Origin of the sequence: Pseudomonas sp. R3.Fl (assembly GCF_023516765.1) — a bacterium.
In the GTDB taxonomy this organism is placed as follows: Bacteria; Pseudomonadota; Gammaproteobacteria; order Pseudomonadales; family Pseudomonadaceae; genus Pseudomonas; species Pseudomonas citronellolis.
In genome coordinates this window covers 5906968-5925656 of the sequence record NZ_JAMGSO010000001.1, presented here as the reverse complement: position 1 = coordinate 5925656, position 18689 = coordinate 5906968, and the positions used below count along the sequence as shown (strand labels likewise).

The 18689-nt window shown below is 59.4% G+C and carries 19 protein-coding genes; 3 read left to right on the top strand and 16 right to left on the bottom strand.

Features of this window, described 5'->3' with window-relative positions; translation table 11 throughout:
- Window positions 1–147 precede the first annotated feature (147 nt).
- Both M8R19_RS33535 and M8R19_RS26195 read left to right on the top strand, forming a co-directional pair.
- Window positions 148–336, top strand: coding sequence for an IS3 family transposase (locus M8R19_RS33535; RefSeq protein ID WP_366917378.1), 189 nt, complete (start codon window positions 148–150; stop codon window positions 334–336).
- A 52-nt stretch (window positions 337–388) separates the two neighbouring features.
- Window positions 389–1081, top strand: a complete 693-nt coding sequence (locus M8R19_RS26195) for a TetR/AcrR family transcriptional regulator (protein WP_181926015.1) — start codon at window positions 389–391, stop codon at window positions 1079–1081.
- A gap of 377 nt (window positions 1082–1458) precedes the next feature.
- Here the strand turns inward: M8R19_RS26195 and M8R19_RS26190 are convergent, their stop codons facing one another.
- From M8R19_RS26190 to M8R19_RS26180, 3 genes are all read right to left on the bottom strand, one after another.
- A complete protein-coding gene (locus M8R19_RS26190) occupies window positions 1459–1836 on the bottom strand; it encodes a VOC family protein (protein WP_082816375.1) in 378 nt (125 codons plus the stop codon).
- Between the two features lie 60 nt (window positions 1837–1896).
- Window positions 1897–2688 carry a hypothetical protein gene (locus M8R19_RS26185; RefSeq protein ID WP_061562285.1) on the bottom strand — a complete coding sequence of 264 codons (792 nt, stop codon included), beginning with the start codon at window positions 2686–2688 and terminating at the stop codon, window positions 1897–1899.
- Between the two features lie 96 nt (window positions 2689–2784).
- Window positions 2785–3624 carry an oxidoreductase gene (locus M8R19_RS26180; protein WP_058490372.1) on the bottom strand — a complete coding sequence of 280 codons (840 nt, stop codon included), beginning with the start codon at window positions 3622–3624 and terminating at the stop codon, window positions 2785–2787.
- Window positions 3625–3781: 157 nt separating this feature from the next.
- On the opposite strand from M8R19_RS26180, the gene M8R19_RS26175 reads away from it, so the two are divergent.
- Complete coding sequence (locus M8R19_RS26175; RefSeq protein ID WP_058490373.1) at window positions 3782–4801, top strand: amidohydrolase family protein; 1020 nt, start codon at window positions 3782–3784, stop codon at window positions 4799–4801.
- 16 nt (window positions 4802–4817) lie between these two features.
- Here M8R19_RS26175 and M8R19_RS26170 read toward each other — a convergent pair whose 3' ends face one another.
- The 13 genes from M8R19_RS26170 to M8R19_RS26110 all read right to left on the bottom strand — a co-directional run bounded on the left by M8R19_RS26170 (window position 4818) and on the right by M8R19_RS26110 (window position 18461).
- Window positions 4818–5738: a DMT family transporter gene (locus M8R19_RS26170; protein ID WP_116424774.1), complete on the bottom strand. Its 921-nt coding sequence runs from the start codon at window positions 5736–5738 to the stop codon at window positions 4818–4820.
- 95 nt (window positions 5739–5833) lie between these two features.
- A complete protein-coding gene (locus M8R19_RS26165) occupies window positions 5834–6727 on the bottom strand; it encodes a cache domain-containing protein (protein ID WP_082816376.1) in 894 nt (297 codons plus the stop codon).
- 18 nt (window positions 6728–6745) lie between these two features.
- A complete protein-coding gene (locus M8R19_RS26160; RefSeq protein ID WP_058490376.1) occupies window positions 6746–7870 on the bottom strand; it encodes an acyl-CoA dehydrogenase family protein in 1125 nt (374 codons plus the stop codon).
- A 28-nt stretch (window positions 7871–7898) separates the two neighbouring features.
- A complete protein-coding gene (locus M8R19_RS26155; RefSeq protein ID WP_058490377.1) occupies window positions 7899–8699 on the bottom strand; it encodes a crotonase/enoyl-CoA hydratase family protein in 801 nt (266 codons plus the stop codon).
- Window positions 8696–9766, bottom strand: coding sequence for an acyl-CoA dehydrogenase family protein (locus tag M8R19_RS26150; RefSeq protein WP_058490378.1), 1071 nt, complete (start codon window positions 9764–9766; stop codon window positions 8696–8698). Before M8R19_RS26150 ends, M8R19_RS26155 begins: the two co-directional genes overlap by 4 nt.
- A gap of 2 nt (window positions 9767–9768) precedes the next feature.
- Window positions 9769–10917, bottom strand: a complete 1149-nt coding sequence (locus M8R19_RS26145; protein ID WP_058490379.1) for an acyl-CoA dehydrogenase family protein — start codon at window positions 10915–10917, stop codon at window positions 9769–9771.
- Window positions 10918–11016: 99 nt separating this feature from the next.
- Window positions 11017–12324, bottom strand: coding sequence for an amidohydrolase family protein (locus M8R19_RS26140; RefSeq protein ID WP_058490380.1), 1308 nt, complete (start codon window positions 12322–12324; stop codon window positions 11017–11019).
- Window positions 12325–12475: 151 nt separating this feature from the next.
- Window positions 12476–13750 (bottom strand): cytochrome P450, encoded by a 1275-nt coding sequence (locus M8R19_RS26135; RefSeq protein WP_058490381.1) that lies wholly within the window; start codon window positions 13748–13750, stop codon window positions 12476–12478.
- A gap of 162 nt (window positions 13751–13912) precedes the next feature.
- Window positions 13913–14401, bottom strand: a complete 489-nt coding sequence (locus M8R19_RS26130) for a carboxymuconolactone decarboxylase family protein (RefSeq protein WP_058490382.1) — start codon at window positions 14399–14401, stop codon at window positions 13913–13915.
- A gap of 37 nt (window positions 14402–14438) precedes the next feature.
- Window positions 14439–15614, bottom strand: coding sequence for a thiolase family protein (locus tag M8R19_RS26125; protein WP_058490383.1), 1176 nt, complete (start codon window positions 15612–15614; stop codon window positions 14439–14441).
- On the bottom strand, window positions 15611–16516 hold the full coding sequence (locus M8R19_RS26120; RefSeq protein WP_058490384.1) for a 3-hydroxyacyl-CoA dehydrogenase: 906 nt from the start codon (window positions 16514–16516) through the stop codon (window positions 15611–15613). Before M8R19_RS26120 ends, M8R19_RS26125 begins: the two co-directional genes overlap by 4 nt.
- Before the next feature lie 14 nt (window positions 16517–16530).
- Complete coding sequence (locus M8R19_RS26115; RefSeq protein WP_058490385.1) at window positions 16531–17385, bottom strand: fumarylacetoacetate hydrolase family protein; 855 nt, start codon at window positions 17383–17385, stop codon at window positions 16531–16533.
- Complete coding sequence (locus tag M8R19_RS26110) at window positions 17385–18461, bottom strand: amidohydrolase family protein (protein WP_058490386.1); 1077 nt, start codon at window positions 18459–18461, stop codon at window positions 17385–17387. Before M8R19_RS26110 ends, M8R19_RS26115 begins: the two co-directional genes overlap by 1 nt.
- Between the last annotated feature and the right edge of the window lie 228 nt (window positions 18462–18689).

The following is an 18689-nucleotide window of genomic DNA, read 5'->3' as shown; positions in this document are numbered from 1 at the left end:
CAGCGCCGGGCTCAGGCACATGGTGTTGTTGAAGTCGGCGAAGGAACGGTTGGTACGGCTGTACCTACGACTACTTAGCCTTGGTCCCGGCAAATTCGCATCCTGCACAGCCCCTCGCAACCAGAGGCTTGCCGGGACAATACGGAGGTGGAGCGTTTCTTCCGCTCGCCGAAAGCAGAACGGCTGTACCTGACGCACTACACCAGCAACCAGAATGCGAAAAGTGACTTGCTCGACTGCATCTACCTTTACAATCACCTCCGTCGCCACTCGATATTGGGCAATCTCCGTCCGATGGAGTTTGAGCGGCGAAATGCAAGTAATAGCCTTAACTAACTGCACATCAGTTGCGGATCAGGCCACAAAGCAGATCAAAGCGGAGACTCACGTGACCAACAGTCATTCCTCATCAAGATCAGACGGCGCTGCCACTCGCGAGCACATTATTGAGGAGGCCGGTCGGCTTATTGCTAAGTACGGTCTGGCAGGAGTGAAAAGCGCATTAATTGCAGAGAAATCTGGCACCAGCTCTGCCTCAATAAATTACCATTTTGGCAGTCGCGCAAAGCTTTACGAGGAGGTTATTTCCGAAGCTAAAAGGCGAATAGATCGCCTTCCAGAACTGAGCCCTACCTCTGACCTAGGGCTCCCGGCATCGATACAATTGCGTCGCACCTTAGAGCGTCTGATCGACATAATTACAACAAAAGACATATGGTATGTCCAGATACTTATAAGAGAACTATTCCAGCCATCTTCGAGACTTCAGAAGCTCTTTGAAAAAGAGGGTGATGCTCAAATATCGAGACTACTGGAGATTTCTAGCCAGATTAGCGGCATTCCTAGAACCGCTCCCGACCTGCCGTACTTCGTACTCTGCATTGTCGGACCTTGTATTGCTCTACTCATGGAAAACACTTACAAAAATCCCACCATCGACATGAAGAAAACTACAGCCGCCGCGCTCTTAGACTTCTTCCATAGTTTCTTCCTGGCAGGTCTATTGGCGGCAGGCCAGAATTACTCTAGCGACACTCAACAACTTGACATAGCCACAATCACCCCAAGTACTCGCACCTAGAGGCAAAACCAAGTGTCATGACCATTCTTTTCAACCGCTGAAAACAGGCCATTCCAAAGTCACAGCAAAAGCTCGTGGAAAAAACCGGCTCGTCAGCCTATGCCTGAACCATTACCAGTTTGTCGAACCGCTGCATTAAATAAAGTCGCAGCATCTTCAACAGCGACTCCATTGAACCTGACAACCTAGCACTTCGGGCTTACCAGTGCCCCCCCCCCCGCTCCAGAACTTCGGTGACGCCATCGACACAGAGCAGCCGCCCCAACACCAGGCTATTTGCCGGACTAGCCAGGCAGAAGCGCTCAACCGGGCATCCGCCAGAATTTGCGACACCTCGACTGACGTCGGCACATGGATGCACTCTACGTCTGCCCGACTCATTCGAGGTTCAGACAAGTGGCAACGATCTTGTGGCCATCCAGATCACGTACATACGCGGAATATACGTGAGGGCCGTAGTTCCGCGGACCGGGGGCCCCCGCATCGACGCCTCCAGCCTGCAGAGCCACCTTGTGAAATTCATCCACCGCAGCCCGGGTGGGGGCGGTGAAACCTATCGTTACGCCGTTACCTACTGTTGCGACATTGCCATCAGTTGGCTTCAGGACCACGAAGCGAGAATCTGCTCCTCCCCAGACTGCGGAATTTTCCATGGATGCCAAACAGACGTAGCCCAGTGTGGGAAGAACAAGATTGTAGAAGGCGTGCGCCTTTACCAGGTCATTGGTGCCCACAGTCAAATGCGTAAACATCATTACAGTCCTCCGGTAGGGTAATTTCTGGTTTCTAAGAGACCAAGCAACTACACGCGCGAATTATCTGGACCTAGTCCCCAAGCGCCGTACTTCATCATCAAGGGCGGTCATCGCTTTCATCAGGTACAGCGCTACCGCATTCGGCGCCCAGTGCCTTGACGGCTCCAGAAGGCGCGGACGCACGAAATGGTAGTCACGCTGTGGAGCGTTCAGAGTCGTGGACAGATCGTGGCCGCGCGCGGATAGCTCAGCAAAGTGCCGTTCGATACTGCTATCCAGCGAGGCGAGTGCTTGATCGTCGAGAATCCAGAGGTCGCCGCCGAAGTTCGGAAAGGACGCCAGTTGGTACGAGATCAACATCTGCCCGATATTCTGACTTAGCTCGTGCAGTTCGTCTTGCATCTTCCCCGGATCAGGAGCAGCGTCGTAGTGCTCGGTCAGTAACCTTTCTAGGTTGGAATACCCCTCAACGACAGCGGGCAACCAACGTGTATAAGCTGCCTGAACCTGGCGAGCGTCAGCGATGCTTTGTGGCAGGTGCTTGAGTTCGACAACCGCATTGTCGAACCGGCGGACCTGCTCAATCAGAGACGCATCCCCCACTTGCGTGGCCATTTCGTGCAAGCGCTCCAGTTCACGGGTGGAGACTTCGATGTTCTCTGCCTCATAGGGGGTGCCGTTGAGGTTGTAGTAGAGCAGCGCATTGACGGCCGCCCGGGTCGCCAGAGTGCGCATCCCGTGCAACGCCTGTCGGTCCTGTGCCCCCAAAGCCTCTCCCCTGGCACAAGCCAGCAGCATCAATATCAGCAGGTAACTCCGAAACCGATTGTCTTTCTTGTTATCGCGATTCAAGTAGAAGTTCCTTCACAAATCCTGTGATGCCTTCGACCCAATGGCAATGTCCGGCTCCAGGCAGAGCCGAACCCACCCTCAACGATCTCCCTGGCCTCAGCTGAAATTCCCGTCGGTGAGTGCCGACCAATCGCGCCACTGCTCCACTTCGCGAGTCAACGCCACCAGTTTTCCTGTCATTACTTGCAGGGCATCGGAACCGGCCAGGTAGCGCAGCGGCGGATGCTCTTCACCGGCCAGCCTCACAAGCATCACACCCAGCTTGGCGGGATCGCCCTTCTGTTGGTGATTGTTAGCCGCCGACGACGCCTTGATACGACGACTGAGCTCGGCATAGTCCTCCAGGCTGTTGCTACCCAAAGCGGCCGAACTGCCATCGAGAAAGTCGGTACGAAAGGCGCCAGGCTCGATCAGAGTTACGCGTATGCCGAATTGCGCGACCTCTTGGGCAAGGGATTCGGAAAACCCCTCCACAGCGAACTTCGCCGAACAATACAGCGCCGCACCAGCCATACCGGTCAGACCAGCAATGGAGGAAACATTGAAGATGTGTCCACTGCGCTGTCGGCGCAACGTTGGCAGCACTGCACGGCAGACATGGAACAGGCCGAAGACATTGGTTGCAAACTGCCGCTCTGCTGCTCCGGCGTCGTTCTCCTCGAAGGGACCCAGTTGGCCATATCCCGCATTATTCACGACAACGTCAATACGCCCGAAACGTTGTACTGCTGCCTCAACCACGGCGGCCGCCTGGCCAGCCTCGGTGACATCCAATTGCAGAGCCAGTACACGCTCAGCAAAGGGCTCGAACACCCGTTCGAGACGAGTCAGATGGCGACCTGTCGCAACAACATTGTCACCTGCTTCCAGCGCTGCTCTGGCAATGGCCTCGCCGAGACCACGGGTGGCCCCCGTGACGAACCAAGTCTTATTCATTGTTGATCTCCGGGCTCGGTGGATTCCTGGGCCAGCCAATGTCGAAGGCCGGCTTGATGGTTGCCTGGAAAGCATATGAACAAATTTTTAATTTATGTTCAAATAAGATTTTATAAATCCGTGCCACTGCCTTGCAACCCACCCTGAGGACTACACCGTGCTGATCGATATCCATGCCCACCTCGTGACAAAGGGAATGCTGAACCGCCATGAGTTCTGGGGCCCCTTCATGAAGACCACAGGCTTTACAGTCGGTCACTTTTCCTTGGGCACCAAGCAGCCGTCCAAGGCGCGAAGCGACGAGGAAGCCGAAGCCAACCTACTGGGTCGCATGACCCATGAAAGCCGCCGACGCCTGATGGCCGAGCGCGGCGTAGACAAACTGGTAGTTTCAGTACCCTCTCATGCATTCATGTACTGGGCAGGTGAGTTCGGGACCGAATACGCACGCATATGCAATGACGAAATGGCCGCCTATTGCCGTCAGGATCCGCAGCATTTCGACTTCTGGTGCCATGCAAACCTGGCCGAGCCGGAAGCAGCAACAAGGGAGATCGAGCGCGCTGTCCAGCAGTTGGGCGCCAAGGGAGTCTGTGTCGGCGGTACCAATTTCAATGGTATCGAAACCCATGACGAACGCCTGTTTCCGGTCTGGGAGAAAATCGAGCAGTTGGATGTGCCTATCATGGTGCACGGCTTCAACCAGTCCATCTACTGGGGCGAGAAGCACACCGACGACAAGTTCGAGACCACCTCGATCGTTGGTGACTGCGTCGATGAAACGCTGTTCTTCTGGTACCTGATCTGCGGTGGTGCGCTGGATGCGTATCCTAAACTCAAGGCCTACATCACCCATGCTGGCGGTATGGCGGTGTTTCAGCTCGGCCGCCTCAGCGAACTGAACCAGGCCATGGCACCGGATGCCCGCAACCGCAGGCCGTTGATGGACTACCTGGACAACTTCTACTTCGACCTCGACGTACATGCGCTAGGCCTGCGCCGTGGCGTGGTGGAGGTCGTCGGCGTGGATCGGCTGGTCTACGGCACTAACTTCGGGGGAGCCTATGCCCATGGCGACCTCACCGAGAACCTGGGCCTGAGCGGAGATGACCGGGAGAAGATTCGCAGTGGCAACGCGATCCGCCTGCTCAAACTGGAGCCCCAGGTCAGCCGCTGATCATCCCCAAGCGGGCTCAGGTGTCGGAGCACCTGGGTCCCGTCCCTCCCGTACCGGTCCTGGTCCCCCTGCGCGGCATCGGTACGAGTCCCTGTACCACAGCGATGCCAAACAGAATCAGGCCACCACCAATAGCGTGATAGCCATGCAGTTCCTCACCCAGTAGCACCACTGCCAGCAAGCCGGTGAACAATGGCGTAAGGTTCATAAACACCGCAATCCTCTCCGCTCCGATCTCCCCAAGCGCATGGTTCCAGAGCCCGGGCGCCAGCGCCGACGCGAACAGACCGGCATAGACCACCAGCGGCAAGTTGTGCGCTGTCAGTTGCACCGAAGGGGCCAGCAGGAACGCTGGTAGCAACACGATCAAGCCACAGAACACCTGCACATAGAGTGACTCCCAGGTCGCTATCGGTAATTGCCAGCGCTTGAGCAGCAGGCAGTAGACCGCATAGGACAGCGACGCCATGAGCATGAGGAACTCGCCCAAGCCCATTCCTTCCCGCCACAGCCGACTCGGCTGTCCGGCACTGATAAGCAGGGCGAGCCCGCAGAATGAGACCAGACAACCGAGCCAGACAGAAGGCGTCGGCCGCACCCCCATCAACGGTAATGCCAGCAGCGTGGTCAGCAGCGGCATGGTACCGAGAATCAGGCCCATCGAGGTGGCAGAAACCGTATGCGCGGCGAAGTAGGCTAGCGACTGATACAGGGCCATGCCCAACACTCCGAGGGCAAACAGCTGCCAGAAGTGCCGGCGGATCAACCGCCGTTGCTTCCAGGCCCTGGGCAGCAACCAGGGGCTGAGCAAGATGAACGCCAGGAGCCAGCGATAGAAGGAAATGGCCGCCGGCTCGATAGCACCGACGGCCAGTCGATTGACTACCGTGCTACCGGCCCAGATCAGCGAAGCTAGAATGGGGAACAGATAGATCATGAGTCATCCGTCCTAACGAACCCAGGAGTCACTGGAAACCAGCGCACATCCAGACAAGCTCCACAGGCTCCCCGCTTCGCGTACCACAACGCCCTTCAGGTCCCAGGGCGTATGTAGTAACCGACCGCCACGGCGTATCGCCCTACTTGGCGAAGCAGGGTGCTCTTCTGCTCAAGGCGATTGCTCGCAGGGTTGCGCCACAGATAGCTCACCTCTGCATATCCACCACCCTTCTTCAGCGCATCGAGCATCTGTATACCGATCCGCTTTTGGTCGGCGGACTGCAAAGCACGGAATTCAGTACCAACCAAGCGCAGGTTGTAACCGTGGGCGCTGAACTTCAGAGTATCCAGGTCGACGATGAAGACATACAGATCATCACGGATAAACTCCATGTCCAGGCTGTTGACCTGCTCGATCACCTTCGCGGGGTTGACTGCTATCGCGGCACTCGCGCGCTCCAACAGTTGGATAGCCTCCTGCTTGCTGGAGCGAGGCATGTAATAGCCGACCGCGAAGATCCGCTCACCAACACGCCTGAAAAACACTCGCTTGCGCTCGGTCTTGCCATCAACCCAGTTCACCCAGTGGTAATCGGCGCTATGGGTTTCACCATCCTCTGGCAACGCCAACGCCGCCTTGAAGGACTTGTTCAATTCAGCGTCAAGCACGCCACCGATATTGCGCCCCACCAAGTTCGCCGACGGCCCTCCGCTGGCCAACATCACGCCGCTAGTGTCGACGACATAAACATAGAATTCGCCATCGACGAACTCTCCCTGACGACTGAAGGCAGCAAAAGCAGCCTCCCCCTTTTCCCGGTAGTAGGCAACAGCTCGGTCCAACAGACGATTAGCCTGCATAGCCTCCGCCGCATAATTTCCTTCGTCTTGGGCCAGGGCGCTGGACAGGCAAAGCACACCGAGCAGCAGTAGCAATACATGGCGAAAAATAGACAACTTGGAGGCCTCGGTGTCAGCAATAGTCATTGGCTCGAAGCCCTCCGATTACAGGGTACGTCCAATGATTTCTTTCATGATTTCAGAGGTGCCGCCATAGATGCGTGCAACTCGTGCATCCACCCAGGCGCGACTGACCTTGTATTCGCTCATGAAGCCGTAGCCACCGTGCAGTTGAAGGAATTCGTCGAGCAACTTGCCCTGCATCTCCGAACCGAGCAACTTGGCCATGGCGGCGACATCCGCCGGTAGTTCACCACGCATAACCTTGGCTAGGCAGTCGTCGACGAAAACCCGCAACATGGTCGCCTGCGCCTTGGCCTCGGCTAGCTTGAAACGGGTGTTCTGGAAATCCAGTACCGGCTTACCAAATACCTTACGATCGCGGGTGTATTCGATGGTTTCTTCCAGTAGGGTATGGATTGACTGCGCCGCACGGATGGCGATGATCAGACGCTCCCAGGCCAACTGGTGGGTCAGATACTTGAAGCCCTGCCCCTCCTCACCCAGGCGGTTGCTAGCCGGTACCCGCACCTCGTCGAAGAACAGCTCGGCGGTATCCTGGCCCTTGAGGCCTATCTTCTCCAGCAAGCGCCCCTTGGAGAAGCCCTTGCGCTCTTCCTCGATACAGATCAGCGTCAGTTCCTTGGCCGCCGGGTCGAGCTTGGTGGCGGTGACTACCAGTCCGGCATTACCGCCATTGGTGATGAAGGTCTTCTGTCCGGAAACGATGTAGTCGCCACCGTCGCGGCGTGCCAGAGTGCGCATCGAGCGCAGGTCGCTGCCGATGCCAGGTTCGCTCATGGCTATCACGCCAATCAGCTCGCCACTGACCATCCGTGGCAGCCACTTCTGCTTCTGCTCTTCGCTGCCATAGGCGACGATGTAGGGTGCGACTATCTCCGAGTGAGTGGTGAAGCCCACGGCAGTCGCATTGGCCCTGGCCAACTCTTCGATCATCACAGCGGAGTGGCCGAAATCGCCACCGGAGCCGCCATATTCTTCCGGCACGGTGGAGCACAGCAGCCCGGTCTCGCCCGCCTTCAGCCAGATCTCCTTGGGCACGATGCCGTTCTTTTCCCACTCATGCAGGTGAGGCACGATCTCGCGATCGACGAAACGTCGCGCCTGCTCGCGGAACAAGTTGTGGTCTTCACGGAAAACACCACGCATAACTATCACTCCAGTTCAGTCGGTCTTCTCAACGGTCCAGATAATCCGGCTTGCGCTTGTCCAAGAAGGCGGAGACCGCTTCCTGATGGTCTTCCGTGTGGTGGGCCAGCGACTGGTAAGCGGCGGACAACTCCAGCAGCGAATCGAGGCGCATGTGCTGGCCCTCTCGCAGCAATCGCTTGCACAGGCGCAGGGCATGCCCCGGATTCACAGAGATGCGCTGTGCCAGCGACCGGGCCTCGGCCTGGAGCGTCTCGTGGGTGCAGACTTGCTCCACCAACCCCCACTCCAGAGCCTTGGCGGCATTGACGGTGTCACCGGTGAAAGCCATCAGACTTGCCTTGGGGATGCCGATGATGCGTGGCAGCAACCAAGCCCCCCCATCGCCCGGTACAATCCCCAGTCGGACAAAACTTTCCGCGAACAGTGCCGAAGTCGACGCCAGGCGAATATCACACATGCAAGCCAGGTCCAGTCCGGCGCCAATCGCCGGGCCGTTGATAGCGGCAATCACCGGAATATCCAGCTCGTACAACGCCAGCGGGATGCGCTGGATACCATCACGATAGGTATTACGCAGTTCGTAAGGGGACCCGGCGAATATCCCCTCGCGACTGCGCATGTCCTTGACGTTGCCGCCGGCGCAGAAGGCGCTGCCGTTGCCGGTCAGTACCATAACCCGCGCCGAGTGATCCCGACGCAGTTCGGCGCAAAGGTCGACGAACTCCTGGATTTGCTCCGGCGAGGTCAGCGCGTTGCGGGTTTCCGGGTGGTTCATGCGCACGGTGACGATGGCGCCGTCCCGCTCGATCTGCAGAAAGGGATTCATGCTGTATGTCCCCCGAGTCCAGGTAGAGATTGGGTTGCGTGCCCTGTAAGCAACGGCCAGTAGCCTTGGCCACCAGCGGCGCAGGCCAGTTGGCCGATACGCTGGCTCCACAGGCTGGCCGAACCAAACTCGCTACGCCAGGCCCACAGGCGACGCGACAGCAGGTGCAGCGAATACTCCTGGGTAAAGCCGATGGCGCCGTGCACAGAATGGGCGATACTGGCGCCGACGCTGGCTGCCTCGGCGGTACTGACCTTTGCAACAGCAATACTGAGGGCGGCCAGGTCAGTGTCCGATTCGACGAAGGCAGCCTCCGCAGCGACACCAGCGGCCGCCGCCTGCTCGGCGAATACCGCGAGCTGTTGCTGGATAGCCTGGAAGGCGCCGATCGGGCGGCCAAACTGGTTGCGCTCGCAGGCGTAGTCAGAGGTCATGTCCAGCAGCGCTCGCAAGGCCCCGGCGATCTGTGCGGAACGCAGCAACGCCCCCCCCAACAAAAGAACATCACCCGGCATCCCCGCCGGCAGGGGTGCACTGGCGAGCACCGGAGCCGAGCTGAAGCGCAGGCCATCGCGTGGCTCTCCAGCCACGTTCAGGGCCAGGATCTGTTCAGCCGCCGCGGCACGGTCCAACAGGACTACACGTGGACCATCAGCGGTATCGGCAACGGCCACCACCGCATCGACATACCGCCCCCAAGGCACGTCATGCACGGAGCCATCCACCTTGTCGCGCCGCAGGCTGAGTTGAACGCTGGCGCCAAAGCTGAGGACGCCACTATGTCCTTCGAGCCCGGCCTTGCCAAGCAACCAGTTGGCCAGCAGCGCTTCACCCAGGGGCACTGGCGCAGCAAAACGGCCGGCGGCGCGAGCCAGCACATAGAGATCAGCCCACCCCGCCTCGCCCCCACCCAGGGCTTCAGGTACGGCAGCCAGTGTGAAACCAGAGTCCTCCAGGACGCTCCAGAGTTCTGCTGGCCACGCACCACCTTCGCAGCCGAGCACGTATTCCGACGTGGCCAGATTGCCGAGCAGGCGCTCAATGGTCGATTCAAATAGTTCTCGCATGATTATCGCAACCCCAGGCCACGCGCGATGATGCCGCGCAGGATTTCGCGAGTACCACCGCGCAGAGAGAAGGAAGGTGCCATCTGCATCAGATAGGCCAGGACCCGGGCGTGTTCGCTGCCACCAACTAGGCGAGGCTCGGCCTCGACCAGCAGTTGGGCGACCTCGGGCAGTTCCTGCTCGAACAGATTGCCCAGATCCTTGACGCAGGAAGCAGCCCAGGTCGGATGCTCGCCGGCAGCCAGTTGCGCGGTGACTGCCAATGACATATTGCGCAAGGTCAGCAGCTTCGCCGTGAGGCGGCCAACCTCGCGGCACTGTAGGGCATCCGGACTGTGGCCGAGTGCATCGATCAGTGTCCTGAACAAGGCCATGCAGCTGAGGAAGCGTTCCGGACCGCTACGCTCGAAAGCCAGCTCGGCGGTGACCTGCTCCCAGCCCTTGCCTTCGGTACCGATCAGCGCATCCGCATCGAGCTGAACGTTGTCGAAGAACACCTCGTTGAAATGCTCGCCACCGGCCAGGTCTCGGATGGGACGGATGATGATCCCCGGCAGGCTGAGGTCGACGATGAACTGCGACATACCCTCATGGCGCGCCGCCTGCTTCTCGCCGGTACGCACCAGGGCGATCATGAAATGCGAGTGCTGGGCGTTTGTGGTCCACACCTTCTGTCCGTTGAGCAACCAACCACCGTCATTGCGACGAGCGGAGGTCTTGATCGAAGCTAGGTCGGAACCTGAGTTCGGCTCGCTCATACCAATGCAGAAATAGCTTTCGCCGCGGCAGATCGACGGAAGGTAACGGTCTTTCTGCGCCTCGCTGCCGAAACGGTTTATCAGCGGGCCGCTCTGCCGGTCAGCAATCCAGTGCGCCGACACCGGTGCACCGGAGGCCAGCAACTCCTCAATGATTACGTAGCGAGAGAAAGGACCGGCTTCAATGCCGCCATAGCGCTTCGGCAACGCCATGCCGACCCAGCCCCGGGCGCCGAGCTGGCGACTGAACCCCGCATCGAACCCCATCCAGGATTGCGCCCGGGCGGTCGCCGGATACTCGGCAAGATAGTCCTGGAGAAATGTCCGCACCTCGTGGCGGAGCAACTCCGCTTCGTGGGGAATCCTGCTGTAAGTGAATTGAGCGATAGACATGCGAACTCTCGAAATGGGGCACAAGGCCAATCACTGACAGGTGAGCCGAAACCCGCCAGCCCTCCCCGACATTAAGGGAGAGGGCTGGTAGGCGCCTTATCAGAGAGCAGTGCCGGCGTCTGCCTTCGCAAACATCGCATTGATGTCGCCAGAAGTGACCGGCTTGCCATCGGCACGCCCGTGGTCGGCGCCACCAAGGCCCAGCGCCGGCTCGGTTTTCACGTGCGCAGCTTGGGCGCGCAAGGCGCCGACCGTGCAGTTCTCGCGACCGAGAATCGCGAACGGGTCGTAGGAGAACTCGCGCATGGCGTTGAGGTGGGTGACCTTGTCGATGGTCTCCTTGGGCAAGTGCCTCAGGCCTTCCCAGGCCGTTTCCGGCGAGTTCGGCCAGGTGCAGTCGGAGTGCGGGTAGTCGCTTTCCCAGGTCACCATCTCTTCGTTCATGAACTTCAGGTTCTGCAGCCCGAAGTTATCCTCGATGAAGCAGGTGATGAAATGCTTCTTGAAGATGTCGCTAGGCATCTGTCCACCGAAGTTGGAATTGGTCCAAGCGTTGTGATGGCGATGGGTGAAGTCGGCGCGTTCCAGCAAGTAGGGAATCCAGCCGATGCTGCCTTCGGACAGGGCCATACGTAGGCTCGGGAATTTCTTCCACATCGGCGCCCAAATCCAGTCGGCCGCCGAGTTGGCGATGGAGATCGGCATAGAGGTGATCCAGGCGTCGATCGGAGACAGGTCGGAGGCGTGCTCGGCCTTGACGCCGGTACCGATGTGGCAGCAGATCACCACGTTGTGGTCGGCGCAGGCTTTCCATAGCGGGTCCCAGTAGTCACTGTGGATCGACGGGAAGCCGTGAATCGCCGGGTTGTCGGATAGCGAGAGGGCATGCACGCCTTGCTTGGCCAAGCGCGCAACCTCCGCGGCTGCGGCCTGCATGTCCCACCAGGGCACCAGCATCAGCGGGATGAAACGTCCCGGCGCGGCATTGCACCAATCGTGCAGGTGCCAGTCGTTGTAGGCCTGGATGGCCGCCAGGGACACGGCGCGGTCCGAGTGGTTCTGGAAGCGCTGGCCGGCGAAGCCAGGAAAGGTCGGGAAGCAGAGTGAGCCGAGTACGCCATTGGCGTTCATGTCGTCCACACGATCACTGATGTTCCAGGTGCCGCGGCGCATCTGCTCATAGCCCAGCGGCTCCATGCCGTACTCCTCCTTGGGCCGCCCGACCACCGAGTTGAGGCCCATATAACCGGTGGCCTGCTCCTCGAAGACCCACACATCGCGCTCTCCGCGCTTGACAACGTGGGGCTCGCGCCCCTTGAAGCGGGCCGGCATGTGACGTGCAAAGGCATTCGGCGGCTCGATCGCGTGGTCATCAACGCTGACAAGAATCAGATCTTCAATCTTCATTGTTGTTTTCCCCTTGGCTTACGGGTTCCTGATGTGTTTCCGATCATAGAGCACGACCGAGATAAATTAAACACTTTTTTTAAATATGTTCAACTACATATTCTATCAGGAACACATCGAGCACGCCCCGCAAAGACCAGGGCCACGTGGCTCAATCCCAGATCACATGTAGGTGATGGGGGCCACGCAGTTGCGCTCCGATAATTTGTGGGGCCGGTTTGCCGACATCGAGGCGAATATTGGGCATCAGGTCGAGGACGGCATTAAGCGCGCAGTTGATTTCTGTTTTGGCGACGAACTGACCAATGCACATATGCGGACCGAAACCGAAACCGAACGACGGCCTGGACTTGCGGTCGATGTTGAAGCTGTCGGCCTGCTCGAACGCGTCCTCGTCACGGTTGGCCGAGCTGACAATGCACGAGACCATGGCCCCCTTGGGAATGGCCACGCCACGAATCTCGACGTCCTTGGCCGCCTGGCGCACCTTGAAAGTGGCCACCGGCTCGTAGCGCACCGTTTCGTCGATGACTCTGGGCACTAGGCTGCGGTCCTCACGGATACGCGCCAGTAGCTCCGGCCGCTCCAGCAGCAGTGCCATCAAGGTGCCAAAGGTACGAGTGGTAGTCTCGCTCGCCGCCGGGAGCAGCGAACGGACAAAGGTGGTGATCTCATGATCATCAAGTGAGCGCCCCTCGTACTCGGCCCGAATCAGACGGCTGATCAGGTCATCGCCCGCAGCGCCTTCGGCACGACGTTGCGCTACTACCACCTTGACCACGTCATAGAGAGCCTGGGCGGCCTCCATCGCCGCGCCACGTGCGGCGGCAGCCCTCTCGGGATCAACCTGCGGACCAGCCAGGATAGCCAGCGCCCAGGCGGCATACTGCTCTATCTCCTCGGGACGGTCCTCGGGGAAGCCGATCAGCGAGTAGATCACGCGAATGGGGAAGTACAGGGCGAATTCCATGAGATCCGCACGCTTGCTAGCAACCATGGGCTTCAGATACTCATCGCGGATAACCCGATCGATCTTGGATTCCTTCCAGCGATTGACTGTCTCGGGCATGAACACCGGCTGCAGCAGGCTGCGGATGTTCTTGTGCGCGAGTCCATCCATGGCGGTGAGGATCAGGCCATCGAAGAACGACCCCAGCCCCTCGGCGATGAAGCCACTGGTGAAATTCGTGGCATCGCGCATCACCGCCATGACATCGTCGTACTTGAACAGCGTGAAAACCGGACGGTCAGGATCAAGTCCGGCAATCGACGGCACACCCAGGCGCGCCATGAAGTTCTCCGGGAGAACCGGGGATTTCTCGCGCATCTCACGATATACCGCGTGCAGATCGATATCGGCACCTCGGTAGTTGCTCGCGACATTGGCGAAGACTTGCTCCAAGTTGCTTTGGGCCGGGGCGGACATGGACATCTCCTTTCTTGTTGTACGTAGCCGGTATGCGTGGCCCCGTGAGGGACACGCCCTATCGGGCATATTAGGCACGCTATGCATAAATCTGAACGATTTTTTACATTTTGCCCAAAATCAAGAAAAGAAATGCCCAGCCAAGGCGTATGAACAATGCGTTCAATAAGCTTGCTGGACGTAAGTCATACGACCACCGGCTAGCATCAGGGCACAATAGAGGTTGATTTCCGTCACCTGAGCCGGACTGAAGAATTCGGCCATTCGTGCGTAGTGCTCGTCGTCGATGGCCATGTAGTCACCCGCGAACAGTTCGGCAAAACGCAGAGCAGCCCGCTCGGCAGGAGTGAAGCGCTCACTGTCGGTCGCCAAGCAGGCAATATCGTCCTCGCTGACCTCATCGGACTTGCGCGCCAACTGGCATGCCTGGCAGGTGGTGATACTGGCGATCTTCAGCCGCAACAGCTCGCGCAAGCGCTCGTCCAGCAAGCTGTCCCGATAGAAGCCGGCCATCAGCTCCAGCCAGGCCAGGGCCAGGCCAGGGCGATGCGCCCAGACCTGGATCGGCCTTGTCGAACTGAGCATGCGGGTTTCCTGCCCCCACACGATGGCCTCGCGCAGCTCGGCCGGCATATCCTCCAGCGGTACCATGGAAATTCGCGCTATGCCTGCAGCCCTCTCCATCTGTTCAACCAAGGCGCTCGATGATGGTTGCGGTCCCCATGCCTCCGGCACAGCAAATCGCCTGCAGCCCATAACGGGCACCGCGCCGCTCCAACTCGTTCAGCAGCGTGGTCATCAGCCGTGCGCCACTAGCGCCAAGCGGGTGGCCCAGGGCGATGGCACCACCGTTGACATTGAGTCGCTCGTGCGAGACACCGGTTTCATGCATCCAGGCTAGCGGTACCGAAGCGAAGGCCTCGTTGACCTCGAACAAATCGATATCACTGATGCCCAGGCCAGCTTTCTGCAGCACCTTGTAGGTGGCAGCGATCGGGCCAGTAAGCATCAGCGTCGGGTCAGCCCCCACCGTGGTGAACGCACGAATCCGAGCCCGAGGCTTCAATCCCAGACGCTGAGCAGTTTCCACCGACATCAACAGCAGTGCTGCCGCACCATCGGAAATCTGTGAAGAGTTTCCGGCGGTGATGCGGCCGCCCTCAGGGCGGAAACTGGTCTTCAAGGTCGACAACTTACCCCGGGACGTGTCACGACGAATGGTCTCGTCCGCCCGCAGCGGTGCTACAGGTTCGCTAAACCCATGCTCGCGCAAACCCTCGACCGGTACTTCGACGATTTCATTAGCGAAATACCCGGAATCAGCCGCAGCGGCCGCCCGGCTATGGCTGACGAAGGCGTAGTCGTCCAGTTCGTCACGGCTGAGCGACCACTTGTCGGCAATACGCTCGGCGGCCTCACCCTGACTGGTCAGCTCATAACGCTCGGCAGCCATCCAACCAAAAGCTTCGCCGTGGATCTCGCGGTTGCTCCCCATCGGTACACGGCTCATGTTCTCCGCCCCGCCGGCAACCACGATGTCAACGCCCCCGGCGGCAATGGCGCCAGCGGCGACATGCACCGCCACCTCTCCCGACCCGCACTTGCGGTCGATGGTCAGCCCAGGGATATCCACCGGCCAGCCGGCACCAAGTAACGCGGTTCGGGCAATGTTGGCCGACTGTTCGCCGATCTGGGTGACGCAGCCGAGTATCACGTCATCAACCTGCGCTGGCGACAGGCCTACGCGCTCCAGCAGCTTGCCAATCACCAGTGCTCCCAGGTGATCGGCACGCACACCGGCCAAACCACCGCGGAAACGGCCAATCGGCGTACGTACTGCATCGACGATCACTATGTCTTTCATAGTGCACTCGCCTTGAGGCCGGAGCCCGGCACCCGCGTGCCCTCTTCATAGCGATAGACGCCATGCCCGGTCTTGCGGCCGAAGCGCCCGGCGGCGACCATCTTGATAATCAGAGGGCACGGCCGGAACTTCTCGCCCAAGGTCTGATGCAGGTAGCGCAAGACAGACAATCGGGTATCCCAGCCGGTCAGGTCACCCAGCTCCAAAGGCCCCATGGGGTGGTTGAAACCCAGACGCAGAGCCGTGTCGATATCCTCAGCACTGGCCGTACCCTCCTGGAGCATGTACATCGCCTCGTTGCCGAGCAATGCGGACATCCGGCTGGTGGTCAGGCCAGGCGACTCGTTGACAACGATCGAGGTCTTACCCATTGCACCGCACAGCTCACGAGTACGCACCAGCGCCTCGTCACTGGTCGCCAGACCGCGAACCAGCTCCACCAGCTTCATCTTGTGCACCGGATTGAAGAAATGCATGCCGATGACCCGCTCGGGGCTGGCTAGGGCGGCGGCGATCTCGGTCACACTCAGCGCCGAGGTATTGGTGGCGATGATTGCGCCGGGGGCGAGCAGCGGCTCGGCCTGGGCAACCACCGCCCTCTTCACATCCAGTCGCTCGGAAACCGTTTCCACCAGCCAATCGGCCCCCTGCGCGGCCTCGGCCAGGTCGCCGCTGGTGGACAGGCGCGCCAAGGATGCCTGCGCCGACTCAGCGGAGACTTTGCCAAGCGATACACCATCCTCGAGGATCTTGCCGATATTGCCCCTGGCGCGGGACAACGACTCAGGGTTGGTATCCACCAGCACGGTGGGATAGCCGGAACTGGCGAACCCGTGCGCAATACCGGTCCCCATCAGACCAGCCCCCACTACCACGATCTTTTCTTGTTTATCAGTGCTCATGCTTCGCTCTCGATTCAGTCGCGGGACTTCTTGCCCACTACGTTGCACAATGTGCCTATGCCCTCGATGGTTGCCTCGACGACATCCCCGGGATTGAGGAATCGGCCAGTTCCCATGCCGACACCGGCCGGCGAACCGGTGAACAGCACGTCACCACAGGCAAAGCTGGATCGCTGCTGGACGAAACGAATCAGCTGGCCGACATCCCAGGTCATCTCCGCGGTCGAGCCGTCTTGTCGAATCTCGCCGTTGACCTTAAGGATTAGGCGCAGCTCAGGTGAGCCGACTGGAAACTCGTCCTTGGTGACGATCCAGGGCCCAAGCCCGGTGGTACAGTCCTGACTCTTGGCCGCAAACAGGTCCATGCCGATACCCGCCGGACCACTGCGCTGCAGGTCCCGTGCGCTGACGTCGTTGCCAACGGTGTAGCCCAGAACGCTGGCCAGCGGGTCATCCAGGTCTATCTCGGAATTACCGATCACCGCCACCAATTCGACCTCGTGGTCTAGCTCCTCGGTCAGGGGTGGATAGCGAATCGGGTCTTTCGCGCCGATCAGCGCACCGTAGGCTTTGAGGAAGGCCACCGGCTGTGGAGGGCTGGCGAGGCCGAAGTCATCAGCCAGGTGCTTGGCATAGTTTGCACCCGCCACCACCACCCGGTTGACCGGTTCGATCGGAGGTAGGAGGCACATCTTAGACAGCGGTAGCGACGGTCCAGAAAGGCGCAGGGCACTGATACCTGCCCCCCTGGCCAATGCGGGGGCCCACTGGGAAAATTCCCCATCGATGGCATGGACCTCGTCGCGCTCAGGGTCAACGACAGCCCAGAAGGGCCCCGTTTGGAAATAGGAACAGCGCGCCAGCTTCATCAGGCACCCACCTTGCCCAATTTGGTCGGATCCAGGTGCAGGAGATCACAGGCGTTTTTCCAGCGGATCTTCTGCAGATCCTCGTCGGATAGGCGCAGCCCTTCCGTCAGGTCATGGCGCACCGCATCACTGCCGCCGAAGTTGGAGCCGTACACCACTCGATCAGCACCAATGACGTCCAGCATGGCCTGACGCATGGGGAGCTCGTGCAACTCCACGTCGAAATAGAAGTTGGACAGATAATCCAGGAATGGCTTCTTGTTGTGATAGACGTCGAGATTGGGGTTGGTCTGCGCCATGCGCCCCAACTGATAGGGCACGAAGCCACCACCATGAGTGATGTAGACCTTCAGGTTCGGGAAGCGATCCAGCACACCGCCATTGATCAGGTACCAGAAGCACTTGGTTTCGTCATAGTTCATACCCACGATCGCGGTCGTCTCATAGCGATCGGTATTGGCGTCCTTACCCCAGGTTACGGACTGGTTGTAGCCATGCACGAAAATCGGCAGGTCGAGGTCGCACAGTGTCTCCCACACGGGATCCAGCTCGGGTGAGTCGTATTCCAGCCCGCCAAAGTTGGAACCACCGGCAACCAGGCCCTTGGCGCCCAGTACGGTGCAGGCACGACGGATTTCCTTGGCCGCCTCGTGCGGTACATTCAGTGGCGCGTGTGCCCAGAACATCAAGCGATTGGGCGCTGCAGAGCAGTAGCTCGCCAGCGCATCATTGACCCGGCGAGCAAAGGGCACGGCGAACTCGGCTTCCGTCCAGTACATGTAGCAATGGCTCGGCACCGAGAGCACCTGGGCAGCCTGACCCGCCGCATCCATCGCAGCGAGGCGATGGCTCGGGTCACGCCATTTCGCCATGTATTCCGCCACGTTCAGCGTTTCGCCACGAGCATGCGCCTCGCGCAGCGCCTTCTTACGCTCCGGAGCACCCAGGGTCAGTATCCAGTCTCCCACTCGCAGCTTGATGTCGCCATCGGGTTGCAGCTCGAAGGCCGGTCCCCAGTAGGGATGCTGGTCGTAGTAGTCGGGATGGGGCGCGTGGGCGTGAAGATCGATGAGCATAGTCTGGATACCTCAGAGTGGCATTTTTTGTGTTTATGTAGCGCAACGCTCGTGGCGTACCCGGCCTAGCCGGGTACACATCACTCAACATGCGCGTCAGGCCCGCTTTCATGGTGAAGCATAATTTTAAATTGATCATAAATCAAAAAACTGTTCAATTTATTTTTAAGATCACAAGACACAACCCCGACTCCAACCTCTCGAGACGAGCGGTAGCAGAACAGCCCC

Excerpts from the sequence above, each read along its gene's own strand:
- M8R19_RS26120 (WP_058490384.1), bottom strand. The coding sequence starts at position 16,516 with ATGAGCACTGATAAACAAGAAAAGATCGTGGTAGTGGGGGCTGGTCTG.
- M8R19_RS26110 (WP_058490386.1), bottom strand. The coding sequence starts at position 18,461 with ATGCTCATCGATCTTCACGCCCACGCGCCCCATCCCGACTACTACGAC.
- M8R19_RS26145 (WP_058490379.1), bottom strand. The coding sequence starts at position 10,917 with ATGTCTATCGCTCAATTCACTTACAGCAGGATTCCCCACGAAGCGGAG.
- M8R19_RS26165 (WP_082816376.1), bottom strand. The coding sequence starts at position 6,727 with ATGACTATTGCTGACACCGAGGCCTCCAAGTTGTCTATTTTTCGCCAT.
- M8R19_RS26160 (WP_058490376.1), bottom strand. The coding sequence starts at position 7,870 with ATGCGTGGTGTTTTCCGTGAAGACCACAACTTGTTCCGCGAGCAGGCG.
- M8R19_RS26135 (WP_058490381.1), bottom strand. The coding sequence starts at position 13,750 with ATGTCCGCCCCGGCCCAAAGCAACTTGGAGCAAGTCTTCGCCAATGTC.
- M8R19_RS26150 (WP_058490378.1), bottom strand. The coding sequence starts at position 9,766 with ATGCGAGAACTATTTGAATCGACCATTGAGCGCCTGCTCGGCAATCTG.
- M8R19_RS26125 (WP_058490383.1), bottom strand. The coding sequence starts at position 15,614 with ATGAAAGACATAGTGATCGTCGATGCAGTACGTACGCCGATTGGCCGT.
- M8R19_RS26155 (WP_058490377.1), bottom strand. The coding sequence starts at position 8,699 with ATGAATCCCTTTCTGCAGATCGAGCGGGACGGCGCCATCGTCACCGTG.
- M8R19_RS26170 (WP_116424774.1), bottom strand. The coding sequence starts at position 5,738 with ATGATCTATCTGTTCCCCATTCTAGCTTCGCTGATCTGGGCCGGTAGC.
- M8R19_RS26115 (WP_058490385.1), bottom strand. The coding sequence starts at position 17,385 with ATGAAGCTGGCGCGCTGTTCCTATTTCCAAACGGGGCCCTTCTGGGCT.
- M8R19_RS26130 (WP_058490382.1), bottom strand. The coding sequence starts at position 14,401 with ATGGTACCGCTGGAGGATATGCCGGCCGAGCTGCGCGAGGCCATCGTG.
- M8R19_RS26180 (WP_058490372.1), bottom strand. The coding sequence starts at position 3,624 with ATGAATAAGACTTGGTTCGTCACGGGGGCCACCCGTGGTCTCGGCGAG.
- M8R19_RS26190 (WP_082816375.1), bottom strand. The coding sequence starts at position 1,836 with ATGATGTTTACGCATTTGACTGTGGGCACCAATGACCTGGTAAAGGCG.
- M8R19_RS26140 (WP_058490380.1), bottom strand. The coding sequence starts at position 12,324 with ATGAAGATTGAAGATCTGATTCTTGTCAGCGTTGATGACCACGCGATC.